This window comes from Actinomadura sp. NPDC049382, assembly GCF_040677125.1.
Classification (GTDB): domain Bacteria; phylum Actinomycetota; class Actinomycetes; order Streptosporangiales; family Streptosporangiaceae; genus Spirillospora; species Spirillospora geliboluensis.
The window spans coordinates 83,664-101,911 of record NZ_JBFARO010000005.1; the positions used below are offsets into that span (position 1 = coordinate 83,664).

Consider the following 18,248-nt stretch of genomic DNA (forward strand, 5'->3'; position numbering starts at 1 on the left):
GGGCAGGGAGCCGTCATGCGGTGTCCGAACTGCGGGACCGACACCACGTCGTCGTCCCCGACGTGCATGCGCTGCAACGCGCCCCTGCCGCCGGACGACGACGCGACGGTCGGCGACGCCACGGCCCGCGACCCCTTCGGTCAGCCGCCCGGCGGGTTCGGCCAGCCCCCCGGCGGGTTCGGGCAGCCGTCCGGCGGGTTCGGGCAGCCGTCCGGCGGCGACCCGTTCGGCGAGGTGCCCGTCCCCCGCGACCCGGTGCCGCCGCCGTGGGCCGGGCAGAGCCCCACCCCGTGGGAGCCCGCGGGCGACTTCACGACCCCGATGCCGCCGTCGGACGAGCACTCGACCCAGCTGTCCCCCGAGCCGTGGGCGGAGCCGCCGATCTGGCAGCCGCCTCCGCCGCCGGGCCGGAGCAGGCTCCCGTACCTCCTGGGCGCGGCCGGAGCCGTCGTCCTCCTCGGCGTGGCGCTCGCCATCGTGTTCTGGCCGAGCGGGTCGAGCGGCCCGGAGCGTCCGCCGGCCGCGGTGCAGGAGTCCGCACCGCAGGAGTCGTCGCCGCCGACGCAGGGCGTCGTGTCCGAGACGGGCGACACCGGCGACCTCGACGCGCAGGCCGGCGCCGTGAACGAGTTGCTCGAGGCGATGGGCGCGACCCGCTCCTCGCTCGGCACGGTCGTCGAGGAGGGCTGCACGACGAGCGGCCTGCAGCGCATCCTCGAAGAGCGGCGCGGCCAGCTGGAGAAGGCCCGCGAGCTGGAGGTCGGCGCGATGCAGAACGGCACCCAGATGAAGGACGCGCTGATCCGCGCGCTGGAGGCGTCGACCGAGTCGAACCAGCGCTACCTCGACGTCGCGCCCGGCTGCCCGTCCGACGGCGAGGTCGCGGACGTCAACCAGCGGGCGAGCAGCGCCAAGAGCGAGTTCATCGGCTACTGGACGCCGATCGCCGAGCAGGCCGGGCTGCCCGCCCGCACCGAGAGCGACATCTAGCCCAGCTCAGGGGCGTCAGCCACCCACGCCCAAGGCCGCGCCGAGCGCGCCGACGGCCTCCGCGAGCACCGCCACCCCGGCGACGCGGCGGCCGAGGCGGGCGAGAGCGCCCTCCATGCGCTCGGGGTCGGGGTCGCCGGAGCCGGCCTCCTCGCGGACGTCGGCGAGGTCGCGGCGGGCCCGTCCCGGCTCGGCGAGTTCGGCCTCGTGCGCCGCCAGCAGCCGTTCGAGCCGGTCGAGCGCGGCCGCGACGTCCGCCGCCCGCCCGGCCGGTGCGGCCTGCTGGTACTGCGCGACGTTGTCGCCCGACGCGACCTGCCCGGACACGTTGGCGTTGCCGCCGATCCTGATGCCCCGGTCGCCGTGCTCGCTCATGCCGCCTCCACTGGAAGGTCAGGGGTTGCCGCGGCGGGCGCCGCCGCCCTGCCGCTGGTCGACGCGGCCGCCCGCGGCGACCTGCCCGTTGACGGTGCCGCCGGTCATGATGACGCCCTCGTTCATGATGACGCCGGCCTGCGCCCGGTAGGCCGACACGTCGAGGCCGCACTCGTCGCCCAGGTAGTCGAGCAGCGCCTCGTTGACGCGCCACTCGATCAGCCGGGTGTACTTGTCGGCGTCCATCTCCTGGACGTAGGTGTCGAACGCGTCGGCTGCGCACAGCTCCCGGACGCTGACCCGCGCGCCGTAGTCGTGCACCAGCCGCTGCGCCGACGTCTGCGCGAGCGTCGCCACGACCAGGCTGCGCGCCATCGCCCAGCAGGCCGCGACCGTCCGGACGCCGGGCAGCACCATCGCGCGCAGCATGCCGCGCCGCGCGCGGGCGAAGGCGCGCAGCACCTGGCCCCCGGTGCCCCAGGCGGGCAGCAGGTCGACGACGCGGAACTCGCGCCGGACGGGCGGCAGCACGGTCGCCGCGAAGTGCCCGTACAGCATCCGGCCCTCGACGGCCAGGTACACGAAGGCCGTGAGGGAGATGTCCTGCTCCTCGGCGGGGGCGACGATCCGCCCGTCCCGGCCGAGCACCGCCTGCCCGTGGGCGCCGACGGTGACGCGCTGGAAGCAGCGGATGTGCGACTGCGGATGCCGGATGAGCGCCTCGGCGGCCTCCGGCGTCGCCATCGAGAACGGGCAGCCGTTCGCCGGGTCGATCAGCGGATGCGGCGGCAGCGTGATCGCGTTCGTCGGGTCGGCGGGACGGGTGCGCCGCACGCTCTCCCCGCGTCCGGCGATGTGCATGCCGGTGAGCAGCGCGGTGATCCGCTCGTTCGGCGGCAGCGGCTCGGCGTCTCCCGCGCGGCCGGGCGGCCGCTCGTCCCGCATGGCGTGCAGCCGCTCCCGGACCCGCAGGTGCATGGTCATCGGATCGACGCGCGGCGGAGCGCCGTCCTCGCCCTTGGCGCCCTTCGTGAGGTCGACGGGGCCGGTCGCGGGCCGGTCCAGTTCGAGGACGATCGACCAGGCCCGCGCCCACGGCGAGGTGAGGTCGCCCGCGCCGATGAACGGGTTCGTCCCCGAGTGCAGCGTCACGTTGCCGCGCTGCGCGGACCGGACGCGGGCGAGCACCCGGGTCGCGCGCTCGCTGAACGTGCGCGGCGGCGCGGCGGTGGAGCCGGGCGCGAGGTCGCGCGCCAGCACCCCGTAGACGGCCGCGAGATGCCCGATGATCGTCAGAGCCAGCACGAGGGTGAGGATGATCAGGCTCGGCACGAGCAGGTCCGTCTGGAGGAGCTCAAGCGGCCCCTTGGTCTGCTCCCGTTCGTAGGAGCTGAACCCGGAGTCCTCGGCCCACCGCTCGCCCGCGAGGACGAACAGGACGCCGAACACCGCCCACATGACGACCCCGGAACCGAGCCACGCCCCGGCCAGCCGCCACCCCCAGGGGAGCCGCCGCCACGGGACCGCCGCCAGGCCGGCCAGCACCAGCAGGACGAAGAAGTACCCGACCGCGACTAGTTGCAGGAAGACGAGCGCGGCCAGCCAGATCCCGCAGAGGACCAGGTCGCGGACGAGCCGGTAGCGGCGCGCCCGGAGCGCGTGCAGCACCACCGGCTCCACGTCGAACCCGTAGGACGGGACGACGGCGCGGTTCTCGTCGTCCAGGAACTCGGCGATGACGCGGTCCCCGATCCGCCGGTCCAGGTAGACGGCGGCGCACAGGTACCGGGTGGTGTTCTGCATCGGCTGCCGGGACGTCTCCGCGCCGGGCTGCGCGTGGTAGAACGGCGGCGCGGCGCCGGGGGTCGCCTGCTCCACGGTCATGCGGACGAAATTATCCGGATCATGCCGTTGACACGTGAGAAAGCGCCCAGTTGTGGCCGGGTGGCCACACTTGGTCACGACTCGGGCGCCTCCTCCGCGTCCCGGGCCGGGGCGAGGAACGAGAGCCCGGCGGAGGGGTCCTCGAAGGGGTGCACGAAACGCTCGAACCAGCTCAGCACGGGTTCGAGCCACTCGGTGACGCCCATCGTCCGGGCGACGTGGTCGATCTGCTCGTCCTCGTCGAAGCCGATCGCGACGACGGAGAGGTCCTGGTAGAAGCCCGCCTGGTCGTCGTCGCCGTACAGGGCCGTGAGCGCGATCGGCCGGTTGCGGGCCAGCTCCATCGACAGCGGGTGGCGGCGCAGGGCGCGCAGCCGGTGGCCGAGCCTGGCGTCCGGCGGCTGCTTGAGCCCGGCGAGCGGGTAGTCCAGCGGCGGCGCGAGGGCGTGCTTGTCGGGGGCGCCGCCGCCGTAGGGGAACAGGCGGTCCAGCTCGTGCAGCCACTTGACCTGCGGGATCATCCACTGCGGGCCGGGCGCCCCACCGGGCGCGGCACCGCCGAGGAGCCGCCCGGCGACGTCCGCGGCGGCGGCGGTGAGGTCCGCCGGCGGGTAGCCGGCCCGCAGCGACCGCGACCGCCGCGTCACGGCCCGTTCGAGGACGGTCGCCAGCGCGCACTCCCGGAGCCGGGGCGCCAGCCGCGACCACGACCGCCCGAGCTCCGCCGGGACGGCGGGCAGCGGCCGGTTCACCACATGCGCCAGCACGAGCGTGTCGGCCCACAGCCGCAGCCACGCCCAGTCGGCCCCGCCGGCGAGGAGGTCGGCCTCGCGCAACTCGAACAGCGTGCACGCACGCCCCGACCGGCATTCGCAGCCGCAGGCCGCGGAGCGCCGTCCGTCCACGGGCGGCGGCGGACCGGGCAGCTCCGCCTCGCGCCCCTCGCCCAGCGGCACCCGGACCCGCAGCGGACGGTCCATGCCGTCCGCGAACACCGCCGCGACCCCGGGACGCAGCGACACCACCTCACGCGACTGGTCGCCGTCCAGGTTCATCGCCGCGCCGACCTGATGCCGGTCGTCGAACGCCGGCAGCCGGTGGACGACCTTCAACGCCGTGTTCTTGATGACGTCCGGAACCAGCTTCGTCGGAATCTGCTCGGCGACGATGATGCCCTCGCCATAGGCCCGGATCTCGGCGAGCATCCCGGCGAACAACTCCACCGCGTGCGAACTGCCGCGCTCGGGCCCCCGATTGCGAAGCAGCCGATGCGCCTCCTCGATGACGATGACGTGCCGCAGCACCGACCCCGTCGCCCTGTCGCGCTTCCGCTCCCGCATCCGCAGATGCTCGACGATGCGGATGATGAGCGTCCCCATGAGGAACGCCTTGTCCTCGTCGTTCGCGACGTCCTCGATCGCGAGGACGATGTTGTCGCGCAGCATCCCGCCGATATCGGCCGGGTGCCCGCCCTCGAAGAACCGCCCAGCGGACCCGATGCGCAGCGACCGCAGCCGCACATCGACGAACCCCTGCACATCGGCCATCAACTCGCGCCCGTACCCGACATCCTGGATGACCTGGAGCGCCGCGTTCTGCAACTGCTCCAACGTCGGAACCGCGGGCTCGATCAGCGACCCGGGCACACCCGCGCCCGTCACCACGTCCCACCCGTTGTTCTCGTACACCCGCTGAAGCGCCTGCGCCATGATCTGCGGGAACGGCTCCTCCGCGTCGAACGCGGCCTGGAACAGCGCCCGCACCATGTCGATATGCGCCTGCACCGGATACCCCGGCTCCGGCGCGAGTGGATTCACCGACAACGGCACTGAATCAGGGTCGGACGGATTCACCACCGTCACCGGCCCGCCCAGATCCTGAATGCGCCCCGCCATCGCCGCGTACTCCGACTTCGCCGGCTCGATCGCCAGCCAGGGAATGCCCGCCCGCGTCAACTGCTCCAGCAGATGCCGCACGGTCTGCGACTTCCCGGCTCCCGTGGCGCCCGTCACGAAAACATGCCGGTTGATGGTCGAGCGGGGCACGGCGAACCGTCCGACCTCTCGATCCTGCCCGTCCAGGATGGCGCCCAGCTCGATCTGCGGCTCCCCGCCCTGCGGCTCGGTCTCCGACGTGACGTCGAAGTACCCGGCCTCCAGCACCCGCAGCCCGGGGACCTCCCGCCGCGGCAGCCCGGCCAAGGCCGCCAGCGCGCCCGCCGTGGCGACGAACGGGAACCGCTGCTCCGCCTCCGCCATCGGCCGCACCGGCACGGGCGGCATCCCGGGGCTGAGCATCTCGGCGAACGACCCGCTCCCCTGCCCCGACCTCAGCCGGTACGGATGGTGCCCGAGCTCCATCGACCCGACCAGCACGGGCGCGATCTGCCCGAGCTCGTCCTGCGACGCCGCCCCCGCCACCACCCTGACCTGCCACAACCCGGCCTCGCGGAACGCGTCCAGCTCGGCGAGCCGCTGGTCGGCCCGCGCCACCGCCAGCCGCGCGTGCTCGTCCTCACCCCTCCGGAGCATGCGCAGCTCGTGGTGCAGCTCCCGCATCTCCTCATCGATCATCCGCTCGTCGCACGGATCGGCGACGACGAACCACCCGAACGGACGCTCCATCAACGTCACGAGCGTCGCCTCGAACAACCCGGGCCCACCCGCGGCCCCTTGCGGCGCGAGCCGTCCCGGACACCGCGTCCACGTCATCCGCTCCGCCTGCCGCAGCCACCCGTCCCCGACGGGCACCCCCCGCGCCCCGCTGGGGAACAGCAGCCCGTGCGTCTCGACACCCGGTACCGGCGTCCCGATCGGCCCCGCATTGGTGATCAGCTCCAGGGGCGCGCCCGCCCCCGCCGACAACCACCCCACCACGAACGGCCTGCCCCGCCGCGCCGCCGACAGCGCCGCGGGCAGCACGCTCACGAAGTCCCACTCCGCCGACCCGTCCCGCTGCGGCGCCGGAATCGCCTGGATCCGGTACCAGGGCCCCGGCAGCACGAACGGCTGATGCTCCGGCGGCCCGCCCCGCATCCCCGCCGGCGGCCCACCCGGCGGAACCCCGCTCCCCCCTCGATAGGGCGGCAGCGGCGGCATCCCAGGCGGCAAAGTCACCCCAGCATCCTGACGCCCCACCCCGCCCCACGCCAACGCCCCGCGAAAACCTTCACACCCCGATCAGTGACCGGGCCGGCCGATTCCTCCGAGGAACAGGGCCAAGAGCCGGCTGAGCGCGCGGGCCGCGCGCGGAGGCCATGAATCCGGCACCGATCTGGTGGAGTTCCCGGCCGCCCGCCGACCGCCTTGCCGAAGCAGCCGTCCGATCAGACCTCCGGCGGGCCCAGATAGGTGAGGAGATCGGAACGCCCGTCTTGACTGACCGCCGACTCCAGTACCGCGGTGATCGCACGAACGCCACCGTCACGCACTATCACTAGGTCAGGGCAGCGAAAAACGGTGCCGTTCTGCCCCTCCCCGCTCATGCGCCAGCGATCCATGATCCGCTCTATCTCACGAACCGTGAGGAAGGTCGCCCCCCACCGCGTTCCATCCGAGAACGTGACCTCCACATCAACATTCTCCACCGAGTCGGGTTCATCATCCCTTCCCAGCATGAACGTAGCTTCGAAGTCGTCCGTGGCAACCACATGGAATGGACTACTCGCCATACATCTCCAACAGCCTGTTTATTACCCTTTGCTCGTTCTTCTTATCCGCCTTGCCGACGACCTGAACGCCTCCCTCCACGTTCCTGAAGAACAGACGCGCCCCATTCGCGCCGCGCGCATAGTAGACATCGGTGCCTTCAAGCGCGCTGGTTCCGATCCCCGGGTTCATGTTCCCATTCGCGAGCTGCCTGAACAGGTTGTCCATCTCGCGCTGCACCGTCTGATCCCTGCCCGCCCTCTGCGCGGCCCTGACCAGGAGGGGATCCTCGCTGACGATCGAGGACATCACCAGGCACGACTGATCGGCGTTGTGCACGAGGACCGGCGCACCGTCCGCTGCCACATAGTACGTGTGGGTGTTGGCGACGGTGAGGTTATGGACGCGCTGGTGTTCGACGGCCCGCCTTCCAGTGGCGGCGACCTGCACGTAGGTTCCGGCACCGGTACGAAGCCACATACCGGGTTCGAGATCGCCCGCCTCGACCCAGGCGTTGACGTCGCCGGCGACCCAGACGGGGTGGTTGTCGGTGGCGATGAGCACGCCGCTCTTCGACTTCTGAAGGACGAGGGGTGCCGCAGTCGCAGGTCCGAATGCTTCACCGGTCATCCAGCCGAGGGCGGGAGCCTCCGCGTCGACAGCGATCTGAATGAGATTCTTTTCGCCCGCACTGACGATTGTTCCGAGTACGGGCTGCGCTTCGGTCCTACCGGTTTCCGGATCGGTGGCGAGAACCTTGTCACCGACCTTGACATCCTCGATCCGCTTCTTTGCACCGTCCGCCATGAGCACTTGCGTTCCGGGCACGAAGCTGCTGCACATTCCGAGCGACCGCGCCGCCTTGAGTGCCTTCGATCCCTTGACTCCAACTTTTCCCGCTCCGGCGATATCTCCGAGAATCGGTATCACGGACAGCAAGGAGAAGGACGCTTCGCCCGGCTTGCCCTCCAGCCCGTAGTAGATGGCATTCGCGCCGTCTGCGGCGGGTCCGACGTAAGGCATTATTCCGAAAATGTCCAGCAGTGTATGCCAGCTGGGAGCTCCCATCTCGCCACAGATGCTGTCGGTTACGAATTCGGCGCAGAAGGCGTTCCTAGCCTGGTTGTAACGCTGGAGCTCTGGAGCGGTTTTCGCTATTCCCATCATCCGCGTGACGATGGAGCGCAGGGCGATCTGCCGCTCGTCTCGCGGCATCGTTGCGGGTGGGAGCTTCATGCCCCGTGGATAGCTCGGGGCGCTCGTCCCATGGCGGGTCAGCACTCCTCAGGGACTGGTCGAGCTGACCCATCTGCCCTTGCGGTCATAGACGGAGTAGCCGTGTTTGGTGGGCCGTCGGTCGACTCCGTCCCCGTTGAAGCATTCGGTGCCGTCGGGTGTGCGGTAGCACATGTTGCCGTCGGCGTCGGCGTTGGTGACGGGGCTGTTGTTGGCGTAGGTGTAGCCGTTCATCTGCTGCGGGTCGGCCTGGTCCATGAGCGGGTCGACGGAGATGAAGCGGCCGGTGTCGGGGTCGTATTCGCGGGCGCCGAGGTGGGTGAGGCCGGTGGGGTCCTGGGTGCCGCCGACGAAGCCCTTGTCGTTGGGCCAGGTCGCGTCTTCGTCGAAGCCGCGGATGGAGCCGAAGGGGGTGAAGCGGCGGACAGTGGCGGCCTGGGTGGTGGCGTTGACGGCCACCTGACCGCTGCCCTGGTGGTCGGCGGACAGATAGGTGACGGCGCCGTTGGAAGTGCGCATGGCGACGGTCTGTCCGGCAAAGCTGTAGTAGCGGGTGCCGGTCGCGGTGGTGGCGCCGCTCAGAGCGCGTAGCTCGGTGCCGCCGGGCAGGTAGAGGGTGGTGCCGGCGGGGTCTCTGCGGACGAGGCGGTTGCCGTCGGCATCGTATATGTAGGTTTCGTCGTTGCCGTTCTCGGTGACCTTGGCCAGTTGCCCCTCGGTGCCCCAATCGAAGGTTTGGGTTGCGGTGGAGGGACTGCCATCGGCGGTCTGGACGGTCGTGGTGTTGCCGGTGGCGTCGTAGCCGTAGGTGTCGGTGCGGTTGCCTGCCGGGCCGGTCTGGGTGACCTGGGTGAGGCGGTTGCCCTGTCCGGCGGGTGCGTAGGTGTAGGTGCGGGTGGTGTCGGCGGTGCCGGCGATGCCGTGGCGGGTTTCGCCGGTGCGGTTGCCGGCCTTGTCATAGGTGAAGGACTGCCAGTACGGGGCGGGGCCGCCGATCAGTGAGGCGGTGGGTTGGGTGGCGCACAGGTCGGTGGTGCCCTGCGTCCAGGCGTGGGTGAGGCGCTGGAGGTGGTCGTAGGTGAAGCACTGGTTGTCGACGCCGTCGCGGGAGTCGTCGGTGACGGAGGTGATGGCGCCGGAGTCGGTGTAGTGGTAGGTGGCGTACCGGTCGTTGCCGTCGATGCCCTCACGGAAGGTCTTGGCGGTGTCCAGCCGCTGGGTGCCGTACTGGTAGCCGAAGGTCTGCCAGGCCCGTTTCGGTGCGGTGCCCATCTCGATGATCGAGGGCTTGCCGGTGGGGGTGTAGACCGTGTCGTTGACGTAGGTGCCCTTGGCGCTGGCCATGCGGGTGGGCCGCTGCCAGGCGTCGTAGGTGTTGACGACGGTCTCGATGGGCAGTCCACCGGCGCCGGGCAGGCCGCTGCTCTGCACGGTGCCGTCGAGGTTGTAGGCGGTGGAGAACAGGTACGTCCCTGCCAGCGGCCCCTGCTGGGAGGGGGCGGTGACGGTGGCGGCTTCGATGCGTCCGAGTTCGTCGTAGCCACGGATCTCGTTGACGTATTGGGCGCCGTCGTGGTGCCGGACCGACTTGGTGAGTTTGCCCTTGCCGTCAGTGACCGTGTCGTAGGTGTAGGAGGTGAGCAGTGGTCCGTCTGCGGCGCCTTCGTGGGTCGCGGTTTTGCGGCCCAGACCGTCGTAGGTGGTGAAGACCTTCTTGTCGCGTGCGTCGGTGGTGGAGGTGACGCGGTCGAGGTCGTCGTAGGTGAAGGTGGTGGTGCCCTTGTCGGGGTCGGTGGTCTTGGTCTTGCGGCCGCGCAGGTCGTAGGTGGTGGTGAAGGTGTTTCCGGACGGGTCGGTGACCGAGGCGATCTCCCCGGCCGGTGTGTAGGTGTAGGTGGTGGCGTCGAACTCCCCGGTCGGGGTGGCCGCCTTGTACTGGCGCCGCTCGACCACCTGACCGCGGGCATTGGTGATCTGCGCGGTGGGAGTGCCGCCGCCGGGCGGGGTGACCGAGGTGCGGTTGCCGCCCCCGTAGGAGTAGGTGGTGCGCCACAGCTCCTGCTCGGGCTGCGACCCGTTCCCCTTCATCGCCTTCTCGATGGTCTTGCGGCCCAGGCCGTCGTACTCGGTGCGGGTCTGCGTCTCGACGTTGCCGGGAGTGCCGACCCCGAACAGTGCGGTCTCGGGAGCGCCTGCGGCCGGGTACGCCGCGTAGGACTTGGCCACCTGCCCGCGAGTGTCGTAGAAGGTGTCGCTGATGAGGCGTCCGGCCGGGGCGGGCACTTGGGTCTGCCGAGGACGAAGCCACCCGTCCATCAACTCGACCCTGGCGATGCGCTGCCCACCGCCGGCGGTGAGGGCCTTGGTGGTGACCGCGACAATCTGTCCCTCGGCCACCTGGTACTCGAACTCGTGGTTGGGTTTATGGCCGTTGGCCTTGGAGCGGTTGGGCAGCCACACCTTTCGCAACCGGCCCAATCCGTCGTACACCAGGTCGGTGCTCAGTCCGTTGGCATCGGTGGTGCGAGTCGGCTGCCCCCAGGCAGGATCCAGTTGCTGGCTTGTTGTGAGGGCCGTCGATGCGTTTCCAGGCGTGGCCGGCGGAGTGGTGACCCGCGTCTGGGTGGTCAGGCCCTGGGTTTCGGTGTACGCGGTGGTGGTGGCCTGCCCCAGCGCGTCCTTGACTTCGGTTGCGCGACCGAGGTCGTCGTAGACGGTGGTGGCCTGCGTGATGTACTGCGGGGTGCCTCCGTTATAGCCGGAGAGCTTCTCGACCTTGGTCGCCTGGCCCTCGGACGGGGCCTCAGCGTAAGCGCCGTTGTCGTAGTAGGTCCGTGAGTCGGAGACGACCTGGGCGGGACGGTTCGGGGTGGCGGTGCAGGCGACCGACACGGTTTCGACCCGGGACGGGTAGGAGACCATCCAGGCGCCGGTGTTGTCGGCGTAGGTGGTGCGGGTGCACTTGTCGTCGCTACTGGTACTGGTATCTCCGAGATCGTTGACAGACGTCGTTCGGCCAACGCCCGGACCGGAACTCACGAAGCTGTTGTCGGTTTTGGTCTCGGTCCAGCCGCCGCCGTCCTTGGCCGTCCACGTGCGGGTCGTGTCGACCGCGACGACATTCGCCGTGACTGTGCCCCAGGAGCGGGTGCGGGAGGCGGTTTGCGTGCGCCACGGGGTGTTGACCGTCTTGCTATGGACGCTGCCGCCGGGGGCGGTGTACTGGACGGTCTTGAGGGTGAACCCGGCGAGGGCGTCGTGGTCGGTGTAGGTGCCGCCTTCTCCGTCGGAGACGGTGACGCTCTTCTGACCGCCGTCTTTGTTCTTGCGGTCGCCGTCCATGCCGCGCAGGTAGTAGGTGTCGGTCTGGGCGGCGGGGTTGTCGAAGTCGCCGGTGAGGGTGCGGACCTGGCCGTAGCCGCGCCATTGCGACCAGGTCTTGTTCTTCTCCTTGGTCAGCCCGTCATCGTCGTCGAAGTGCCAGGCCGCGCCGCCGAGGTATTGGTATTTGGTGGCCATGTCGGGGGCCAGGCCGGTGCGGTCGGTCTGGATGACGGAGGTGACCACGTATTTGTGGAACCAGTCGGTGATGGGGTCTTCGTGGCCCGGTGGTGTCCAGATGACCGGCATGCAGCGGGTGGTATTGGTCTCGGGTGTCGGCAGGTTGGCCAGGGTGCAGTCGGGGTCGGAGTAGGCGATGTCGATCTGCCCGCCGGACTCGTCGTAGATCGCGCCGAGCCGGTAGCGGGTGTAGGCCAGGATGTCGTCGCCGGTCTTGTCCAGCCGGTTGTCCATCTGGACGTGGTTGAACGTCACCTTCGGCAACGTCACCGGAGCACTGCCGTCGGTCGAGGCGTTCCCGGTGTGCTCGATCTCCTTCAGCACCAGGTCGCGCTCGATGTCGGCCATCTTCCACTGGTGGTCCAGAGCCCAGGAGTCCACCGGCCGGTACCCGGACGCGTCCGGCTTGAGGATCTGTGTGGTGACCTTGGTCAGCCGCTTACGGGACCAGAAGGTGGGTGTGCTGGTGCCGTGGGTGTCCTTGCACTCCTGGCCGGAGTTGCAGTTGAGGTCCCATGGGACGTCCCACCACTTGTCGGGGTTGCTGCCGATCTTGGAGGGGTCGCAGTCGAAGTTGTCGTCGGGGATGCAGCGCTCGGAGGTGGTGAAGGCGACCTGTGCCGGCGCCTTGGCGAACAGCGCGTCTTTGCGCAGCCCGTAGGAGATCGTCTTCAGGTAGCCGCCGCGGATGTAGGGCGTCTCGTCCTCGGGCTTGAGGTTGCGGCCGTAGTGGTTGGTCTCGGTGCCGTAGGTGTAGTTGATGGCGTTGCCGGACGGGTCGACGACATAGTCCAGGTTCCACCGGTACGCCTGCTGGCACCACGACCCCGCAAACGACGAATCGTGGCACGGCTCGTCGGCGTCGTCGCCGAACACCGGAGTCGTCCACGTCGAGTTGGTCTCGGGTTTCCCGCTCTCCCAGCCGGGGAGCCGGTTCAGCCCGAAGAAGTACTGGGTGCCGTCGGTAGTCGTGACCTTCCAGTACTCGCCATTGTCGTCACCGTTGCCATTGGTCGAGCTGGTGAGCTTCTCGTACTTGGTTCCGTCGTCGCCCTCGGTTCGCCACGTGCCGTCGGAAGCCTTGATCAGCTCTCCGCCCTTGCCGTTCCAGGTGACGGTCGCGTTGTCGTAACCCCAGCATCGGTCCCCAGGCGAGTTGCCGTACTCGTCCTTCGGTGCATCGTCATCTTCACACGACTTGTAGCGCCGCTCGATGAAGCCGGGCCACAGCGAGAACCCCTCACCCGCCCAGGACGGCTGCCCATTGGTGTTGGCGGTCTTGCCGTCCACACTGCCGGAGGAATAGGAGAGCTCGACGTTCGGCGCCAGGCCACTGGGGACGGGCGGCACCCGCATCGGGTACGACCACGTGAAGTCACCGCTGCTGCTGCCAGCGCTCCAAGTCGCTGACGCCTCCAGTGACGTAGCGCCGTAGTCGCCCTGAGAACTGTCGGAGGAAGCCGCAGCCACCAGCAGTGTCGCGTTCGCGGAAGTGGTACTGGCCGGGGCGGCCTCCACTTCGGCGGTCAGGGTTTTGGAGGCACCGTCGTTGTCCGTCGTCACCGGTTCACCGGTGCGGCACTCGGGCTTGTCGGGGGTGGTCAGGGCACATTGCGGGAGCTGCGTGAGGCGCAACCGAGCGCCGTAGGCACCGCCGAATGCTTGCGCGAATGTGGAGTAGTCGAGCTGAACCTTCGCCCGGCCCGGGACGTCGGCATCGGTGCGCGCCACTGTGAAGGCCAGACCGTCCACCCCGAGTCGCTGGGTGGTCTGGCGGTCGAGGACTTGCACCCGCACTCGGTCCGCCGCCGGCACGGCCCGCGCTGCGCGGGCCTGCTTACCCGGCGCCAACACCCGCACGGGGAGCGTGCCCGCACGTGCACCAGAGCCCTTGGTGTCGGAGGGGACGGCGACCTCGGCGGCTCCCGGCTTCGGCCACGCTGCTTTGGCGGCGGGCCCGGGCTGGGAGGGGGCGGTCTTGCGGGGCCGGACCTTCAGGTCGTGACCCGGCACCGGCTTCTCATGAGTGGCCGCCTTGGGGCGATGGGAGTGGGGCGGGTCGGCCAGCACCGGCGGCACCGACAGCAGCCCGGCCGGCATCGCCATCGCCACCACGGCCGCGACCACGGTCACGGCCCGGCGCGATCCCAGTACCAGCCTCTTGCGGCCTGCGTTCACGACGTCCTCCATCGCCACCGCCCCATGGCTCGGGGGGCATCATGCGATCAGCAGAAGAGAAATCGGTCGGGGGTCAGGGGCGGTCCGCCGCTGCGCACAGGGCGCAGCGGCGGACGCCGCGGCTAGGGGCCGTCGTCGGTGGGGAGTTCGGCTCCACCGGCCAGCATCTGGATCTGTTCGGTGGTCAGTGCGCCCTGGTAGGCCCAGATGTCGTCGAGGGCGTCGGTCCAGTACTCGGTGCCGTCGGCGGCGCCGAACTTGGTCCGGCCGACCTGCAGCCCGCCGTTGCCCGCCGCCTCGAACCCGATCACCTGGTCCTGCTGGGACACGCTGTCGGCGGTCTGCTCCAACTGCCCGTCCACATACAGGCTGACCCGGTCGCGCAACGCGTCGTACACCACCGCCACATGCGACCAGTCCTGCACCACGAACCCCGAATGCGACGCCGTCAACCCGGTCGCCGACCCCTCATCGGAGTTGTGCATCACGACCTGCCAGACGCCCTGCTCCTCGGGGTCGTCGCCGGGGACGTAGCGCAGCGCGAACGCATTGGTCGCCGCGCCCGGCTGGGAGAACACCGTCGCCGGCGCCAGCGGCCGCCCGTCGTTGCGCACCCACCCGGCGACCGTGAAGCTCTCGTTGGTCGCCACCACCGGACCGGTCGTCTCGGCGAACGCCTTCACCGCCGGATCCAGCTTCAGCCCCGCCGCCGACGCCCAGCCCTTGAACCCGGCCGCCGGATCGATGAACGCACCGTTGTGCAGCACCAGACCCGGCCCCGCACCGTCCTTGGTCTCACCCGAACCGTCAGAGTTGAGCAGCCACCGGGCCTTGAGGACCGGGTGCTGGGTGACCATCTCCTCGGCTTCGCGGTCGCCGACGATCCGGTCGTAGACCTGCACGTCGTCGATCTGGCCGGCCCAGTGGTCGACCGGGGCGCCGCCCCACTGGGAGCGTCCGATCTCCAGGCCGCCGGTGGCCTGCCAGCGGGATGTGACTTCGGCGCTGTCGGTGCCGCGTACACCGTTGACGTAGATCCGCAGGCGTTTGGAGATGTCGTCGTACACCCCGACGACGTGCGTCCACTCATCGGTCTGCGCTAGATCCTTCGATGTGGCCTGATACCAGCCCGGATCATCACTGTCCTGCGCGGTTCGAGCGAACACCCACCGGCCTGTTGCCTCCACATACTTCAGGTAGAACGCACTCTTGGATTCCCCGCGCGCCGAGACGGCGGTGAAGTTGCGGCTAGGCGAGGAAGCGCTGCCGTCGGCCTTCAACCAGGCCGATACCGCGAAACTGCGCATGGTGTTCACGACGGGTCCCTCGGTCGCCGCGTACTGCTGTGCGGTGTTGTCCGTTTGCAGCGCGGTGTTCACCTGTCCGGGAGCGCCGAGGGTGGCGCCGTTGTGGAGCGTGGCCTTCCACGGCGCGGCCGAGCTGTAGACCAAGGGGTTGCCCGCCGGTTCGTCCATGTTCCAGTCCGCCACCAGACCCGTACCCGCGGGGACGGTGCCGTCGGCGAGCTGCTGGGCCTGGGTGCCGGACAAGGCCTGGTCGAACACCCGGACGTCGTCAATCGCTCCCGGCCAATTGTTGACGAAGAAGCCGTTATAGAGGCTTCGGCCAATCTGCAGTGGGCCATGCGTTGCTAGCGGTGTGACGCCGTTCCCGGTCGCCTGGAGCTCACCGTTGACATAGAGCCGCATCTGAGCCGCAGTCTTGTCGTACACACCGACCAGGTGACTCCACTCCCCCAGCGGAAGCGGGGTGTCGTCTACCGCCCACTGCCATGGCGTGCCGTCGGTGTTGTTGTCGACGGTTGGCCACTCGAAGATGGCCTCGCCACCGGCGTGCATCCCCAGGACGAAGCCGCTTTGATAGGTCCCTGCTTGGGCGACGAGTTCCCCCTGCCGGTGCTCAGTCGGCTTGGCCCATGCCGAGACCGTGAAGCTTTGGGTGGTGTCGATGGCGGGCAGGCTGCTTTCGGCGTACCCGGTCGTCCCGTCCAGTGTCAGCGCGGTGCCGTTCTTGCCCGCCCCGCCCAACGTGGCCCCACCGTGCAGCCACGCCGGCCGCCCCGGACCGGTCGAGGTCACCTCGGTCGACCCGGCTCCCTCGTCCATCGTGAAGGTAGCCACTGGCTCGGTGCCGGTGTTGGCGCGGAACTCGTACGAGACCGTGGACCCGTTCTGGTTGGACGGAGCGAAGGCCTGAACGGTCAGCACGTTGGGGCCCGAGCGGGTCGGTGCGATCTGCACCTGCTGAGGCGCGCCGGCCGTGGTGGTCACCGTGCGGGCCGGTTCGTCGTTGAGGGTGATGACGTACCGGTCGGCGACACCTTCGGAGTCGGAGATGGTGAACGTGCCCGCCTGGCCGACCCCGCCATGCCAGCTGTCATCGGCCGGATAGTCGGTGGACGTGATGGTGGGTTTGGCCGGGACGGCGGGGTCGTAGACGAAGTAGCAGCCGGTCTGGGCGCCGTCGTAGGACCAGGGTCCCCATTGCTCGCCGTCCCAGGCGCGCACACCCCAGCCGATCTTGGTGCGCTGCGGGATGGTGGACGGCAGGGTGACCGAGAAGCGGCTCCCCGACGTCTTGGCCGGGGTGAGGGAGGAGGTCCACTTGGGGCCCCAGTCCGACCCGTCGGCCTTGTTGGCCCAGTGCAGCGTGAACTGCCCCTGCACCTTGTTCTTGTCCTCGGTGTCGGGATCCTTGAGGTAGGCGTACACCGTGGACAGGTCGTTGACGGTCTGCTGCTGCCCGCTGGGGAGGCACTTGGTGCCGGGGTTGGCGAACATGGTGTCGGTGTCGGGCTGCAGCGGCGGGTTGTTGTACTGCACCTTCAGGTAGGCGTCATCGGCGAACCGCTTCCACCAGTCCATCGTCGACTCGCTGTAGGCCCGCAACCCGAACGTGATCGTCGAGTTGCCGGCGTTCACCGCGCTCTGCACGTGCGAGCGCAGCTTGGCCCCGCCGAACTCCACCGGCGCCCTGGAGCAGTACGCCACATCCCGCGAGGTCAGATGCTCCAGCCACACCGACGAGGTGTTGGTGTTGCTCCACGTCGCATACGACTTCAGCGCCGTCGTCCGCCACAACTGCACCGACGTCGGATTGCTGCAGTTGTAGGCACTGGTCTCGAACGCCGTGAACTCCACGTTCTGGATGTAGCGGCCCTTGATCGACGGCAGCGGCATCCGGAAGAACAGCCGCTTGGTCTGGTTCTTCACACAGTTGGGATCCTTGGCCACCTCGCAGCGGCCCACACCCTCGGTCGACTTCCCGTCGAACTTGTAGTACGACTCATCCGGCCAGCCCGAGGACACCATGCCCCAGCTGGTGGCCTTGCTGGTCGTCCACACCGGGTCGATGAACACCGGGAACCGGGTATCGGCAGCGGTGAGCAGTTCACGGTCGGGGGTGAGGGTGAGCTTGCCCTTGCCGACCGCCACCCCCAGCCGGGCGGTCTTGGCGCCGTCGGCCGGGCCCTCGGACGGGTCGGCAGCCGGGTCCGCGGCACGCGCCCGCGAAGCCTTCGGATCAGCCTGGGAGGAGTCCCACATGCGCGCGGCCGGTGCTTCGAACACCCCCGCACCCGACCCGCTGTCGGCCGCGGTCAGCACCCCGTTTTGCGCCTGCCGGACGGTGAGGCGGTCGGCTGAGACCTTCAACGCCAACTCCGCCACGTGGGGGTCCTTGGCCGCCTCCGGCGTCTTGACCACCAGGACGTGGGAGAAGCCGTCCGCGCGGGCCTGGAGCCGCAGGTCCACATCCGGGCCCGCCACACCCGCGTACACCGCGGTGTCGCCCTCCAGCACCGGCTCGGGCAACCGTCCCGGCCACGACAACGCCAGCCGGTGCCCGGCCCGGGTCATCTGGACCATCGGGCCGTCCCCACCGGCCGAGAACACCAGCCCGACCGTGGACGCCGCCGGCACCACCCCACCGCCCGAGCGGCGCAGCGTGGTATCGATGTCCACCCACTTGCCGCCCCGGCGGGTCCGCACGGGCTGCAGCCGCTGCTCGACCTCGATCCGCCCGTTCGGCAGCGCCCGCACCGTCCGCGACTCACCCCGCTGCGACAAGATCTCCACCGGCCTGCCCGACCGCGCCGCCGCCGCGACCGCCTCCCGCTCAGTCGCCGCCGCCGTCGGTGCCGGTTTCGGCGCGTCCGCACGCGCCACCGCACCCGGTGCCCCCGCCACGGCCCCGGGCGCCTGCACCACACCGGCCACCAGCACCAAAGCCGCCAACCGCGCCGACCACACCGGGCGCCGCCACAACGACAACCGCGCACCACGCGCACCATCAACCGCCCGACGACGACCCATAAAGAACCCCCACACATAAAGGGTTGTTAAAGCCGCCTTAAGG

General features: G+C 69.8%; 8 protein-coding genes. 1 reads left to right on the forward strand and 7 read right to left on the reverse strand.

Features of this window, described 5'->3' with window-relative positions:
• Positions 1-15: 15 nt before the first annotated feature.
• Complete coding sequence (locus AB0K34_RS05290) at positions 16-990, forward strand: zinc ribbon domain-containing protein (protein WP_171069432.1); 975 nt, start codon at positions 16-18, stop codon at positions 988-990.
• 15 nt (positions 991-1,005) lie between these two features.
• Here the strand turns inward: AB0K34_RS05290 and AB0K34_RS05295 are convergent, their stop codons facing one another.
• The 7 genes from AB0K34_RS05295 to AB0K34_RS05325 all read right to left on the reverse strand — a co-directional run bounded on the left by AB0K34_RS05295 (position 1,006) and on the right by AB0K34_RS05325 (position 18,142).
• Complete coding sequence (locus AB0K34_RS05295; RefSeq protein ID WP_138641338.1) at positions 1,006-1,365, reverse strand: DUF5955 family protein; 360 nt, start codon at positions 1,363-1,365, stop codon at positions 1,006-1,008.
• Between the two features lie 18 nt (positions 1,366-1,383).
• A complete protein-coding gene (locus AB0K34_RS05300) occupies positions 1,384-3,249 on the reverse strand; it encodes a hypothetical protein (protein ID WP_364545784.1) in 1,866 nt (621 codons plus the stop codon).
• Positions 3,250-3,323: 74 nt separating this feature from the next.
• Positions 3,324-6,251 carry an ATP-binding protein gene (locus tag AB0K34_RS05305; protein ID WP_364545787.1) on the reverse strand — a complete coding sequence of 976 codons (2,928 nt, stop codon included), beginning with the start codon at positions 6,249-6,251 and terminating at the stop codon, positions 3,324-3,326.
• A gap of 323 nt (positions 6,252-6,574) precedes the next feature.
• Positions 6,575-6,898, reverse strand: coding sequence for a hypothetical protein (locus AB0K34_RS05310; RefSeq protein WP_364545790.1), 324 nt, complete (start codon positions 6,896-6,898; stop codon positions 6,575-6,577).
• A gap of 10 nt (positions 6,899-6,908) precedes the next feature.
• A complete protein-coding gene (locus AB0K34_RS05315) occupies positions 6,909-8,132 on the reverse strand; it encodes a polymorphic toxin-type HINT domain-containing protein (RefSeq protein WP_364545793.1) in 1,224 nt (407 codons plus the stop codon).
• 48 nt (positions 8,133-8,180) lie between these two features.
• On the reverse strand, positions 8,181-13,871 hold the full coding sequence (locus tag AB0K34_RS05320; RefSeq protein WP_364545796.1) for an RHS repeat-associated core domain-containing protein: 5,691 nt from the start codon (positions 13,869-13,871) through the stop codon (positions 8,181-8,183).
• Between the two features lie 122 nt (positions 13,872-13,993).
• A complete protein-coding gene (locus AB0K34_RS05325) occupies positions 13,994-18,142 on the reverse strand; it encodes a LamG domain-containing protein (RefSeq protein WP_364545798.1) in 4,149 nt (1,382 codons plus the stop codon).
• Positions 18,143-18,248 lie beyond the last annotated feature (106 nt).

Excerpts from the sequence above, each read along its gene's own strand:
- AB0K34_RS05290 (WP_171069432.1), top strand. The coding sequence starts at position 16 with ATGCGGTGTCCGAACTGCGGGACCGACACCACGTCGTCGTCCCCGACG.
- AB0K34_RS05295 (WP_138641338.1), bottom strand. The coding sequence starts at position 1,365 with ATGAGCGAGCACGGCGACCGGGGCATCAGGATCGGCGGCAACGCCAAC.
- AB0K34_RS05300 (WP_364545784.1), bottom strand. The coding sequence starts at position 3,249 with ATGACCGTGGAGCAGGCGACCCCCGGCGCCGCGCCGCCGTTCTACCAC.
- AB0K34_RS05315 (WP_364545793.1), bottom strand. The coding sequence starts at position 8,132 with ATGAAGCTCCCACCCGCAACGATGCCGCGAGACGAGCGGCAGATCGCC.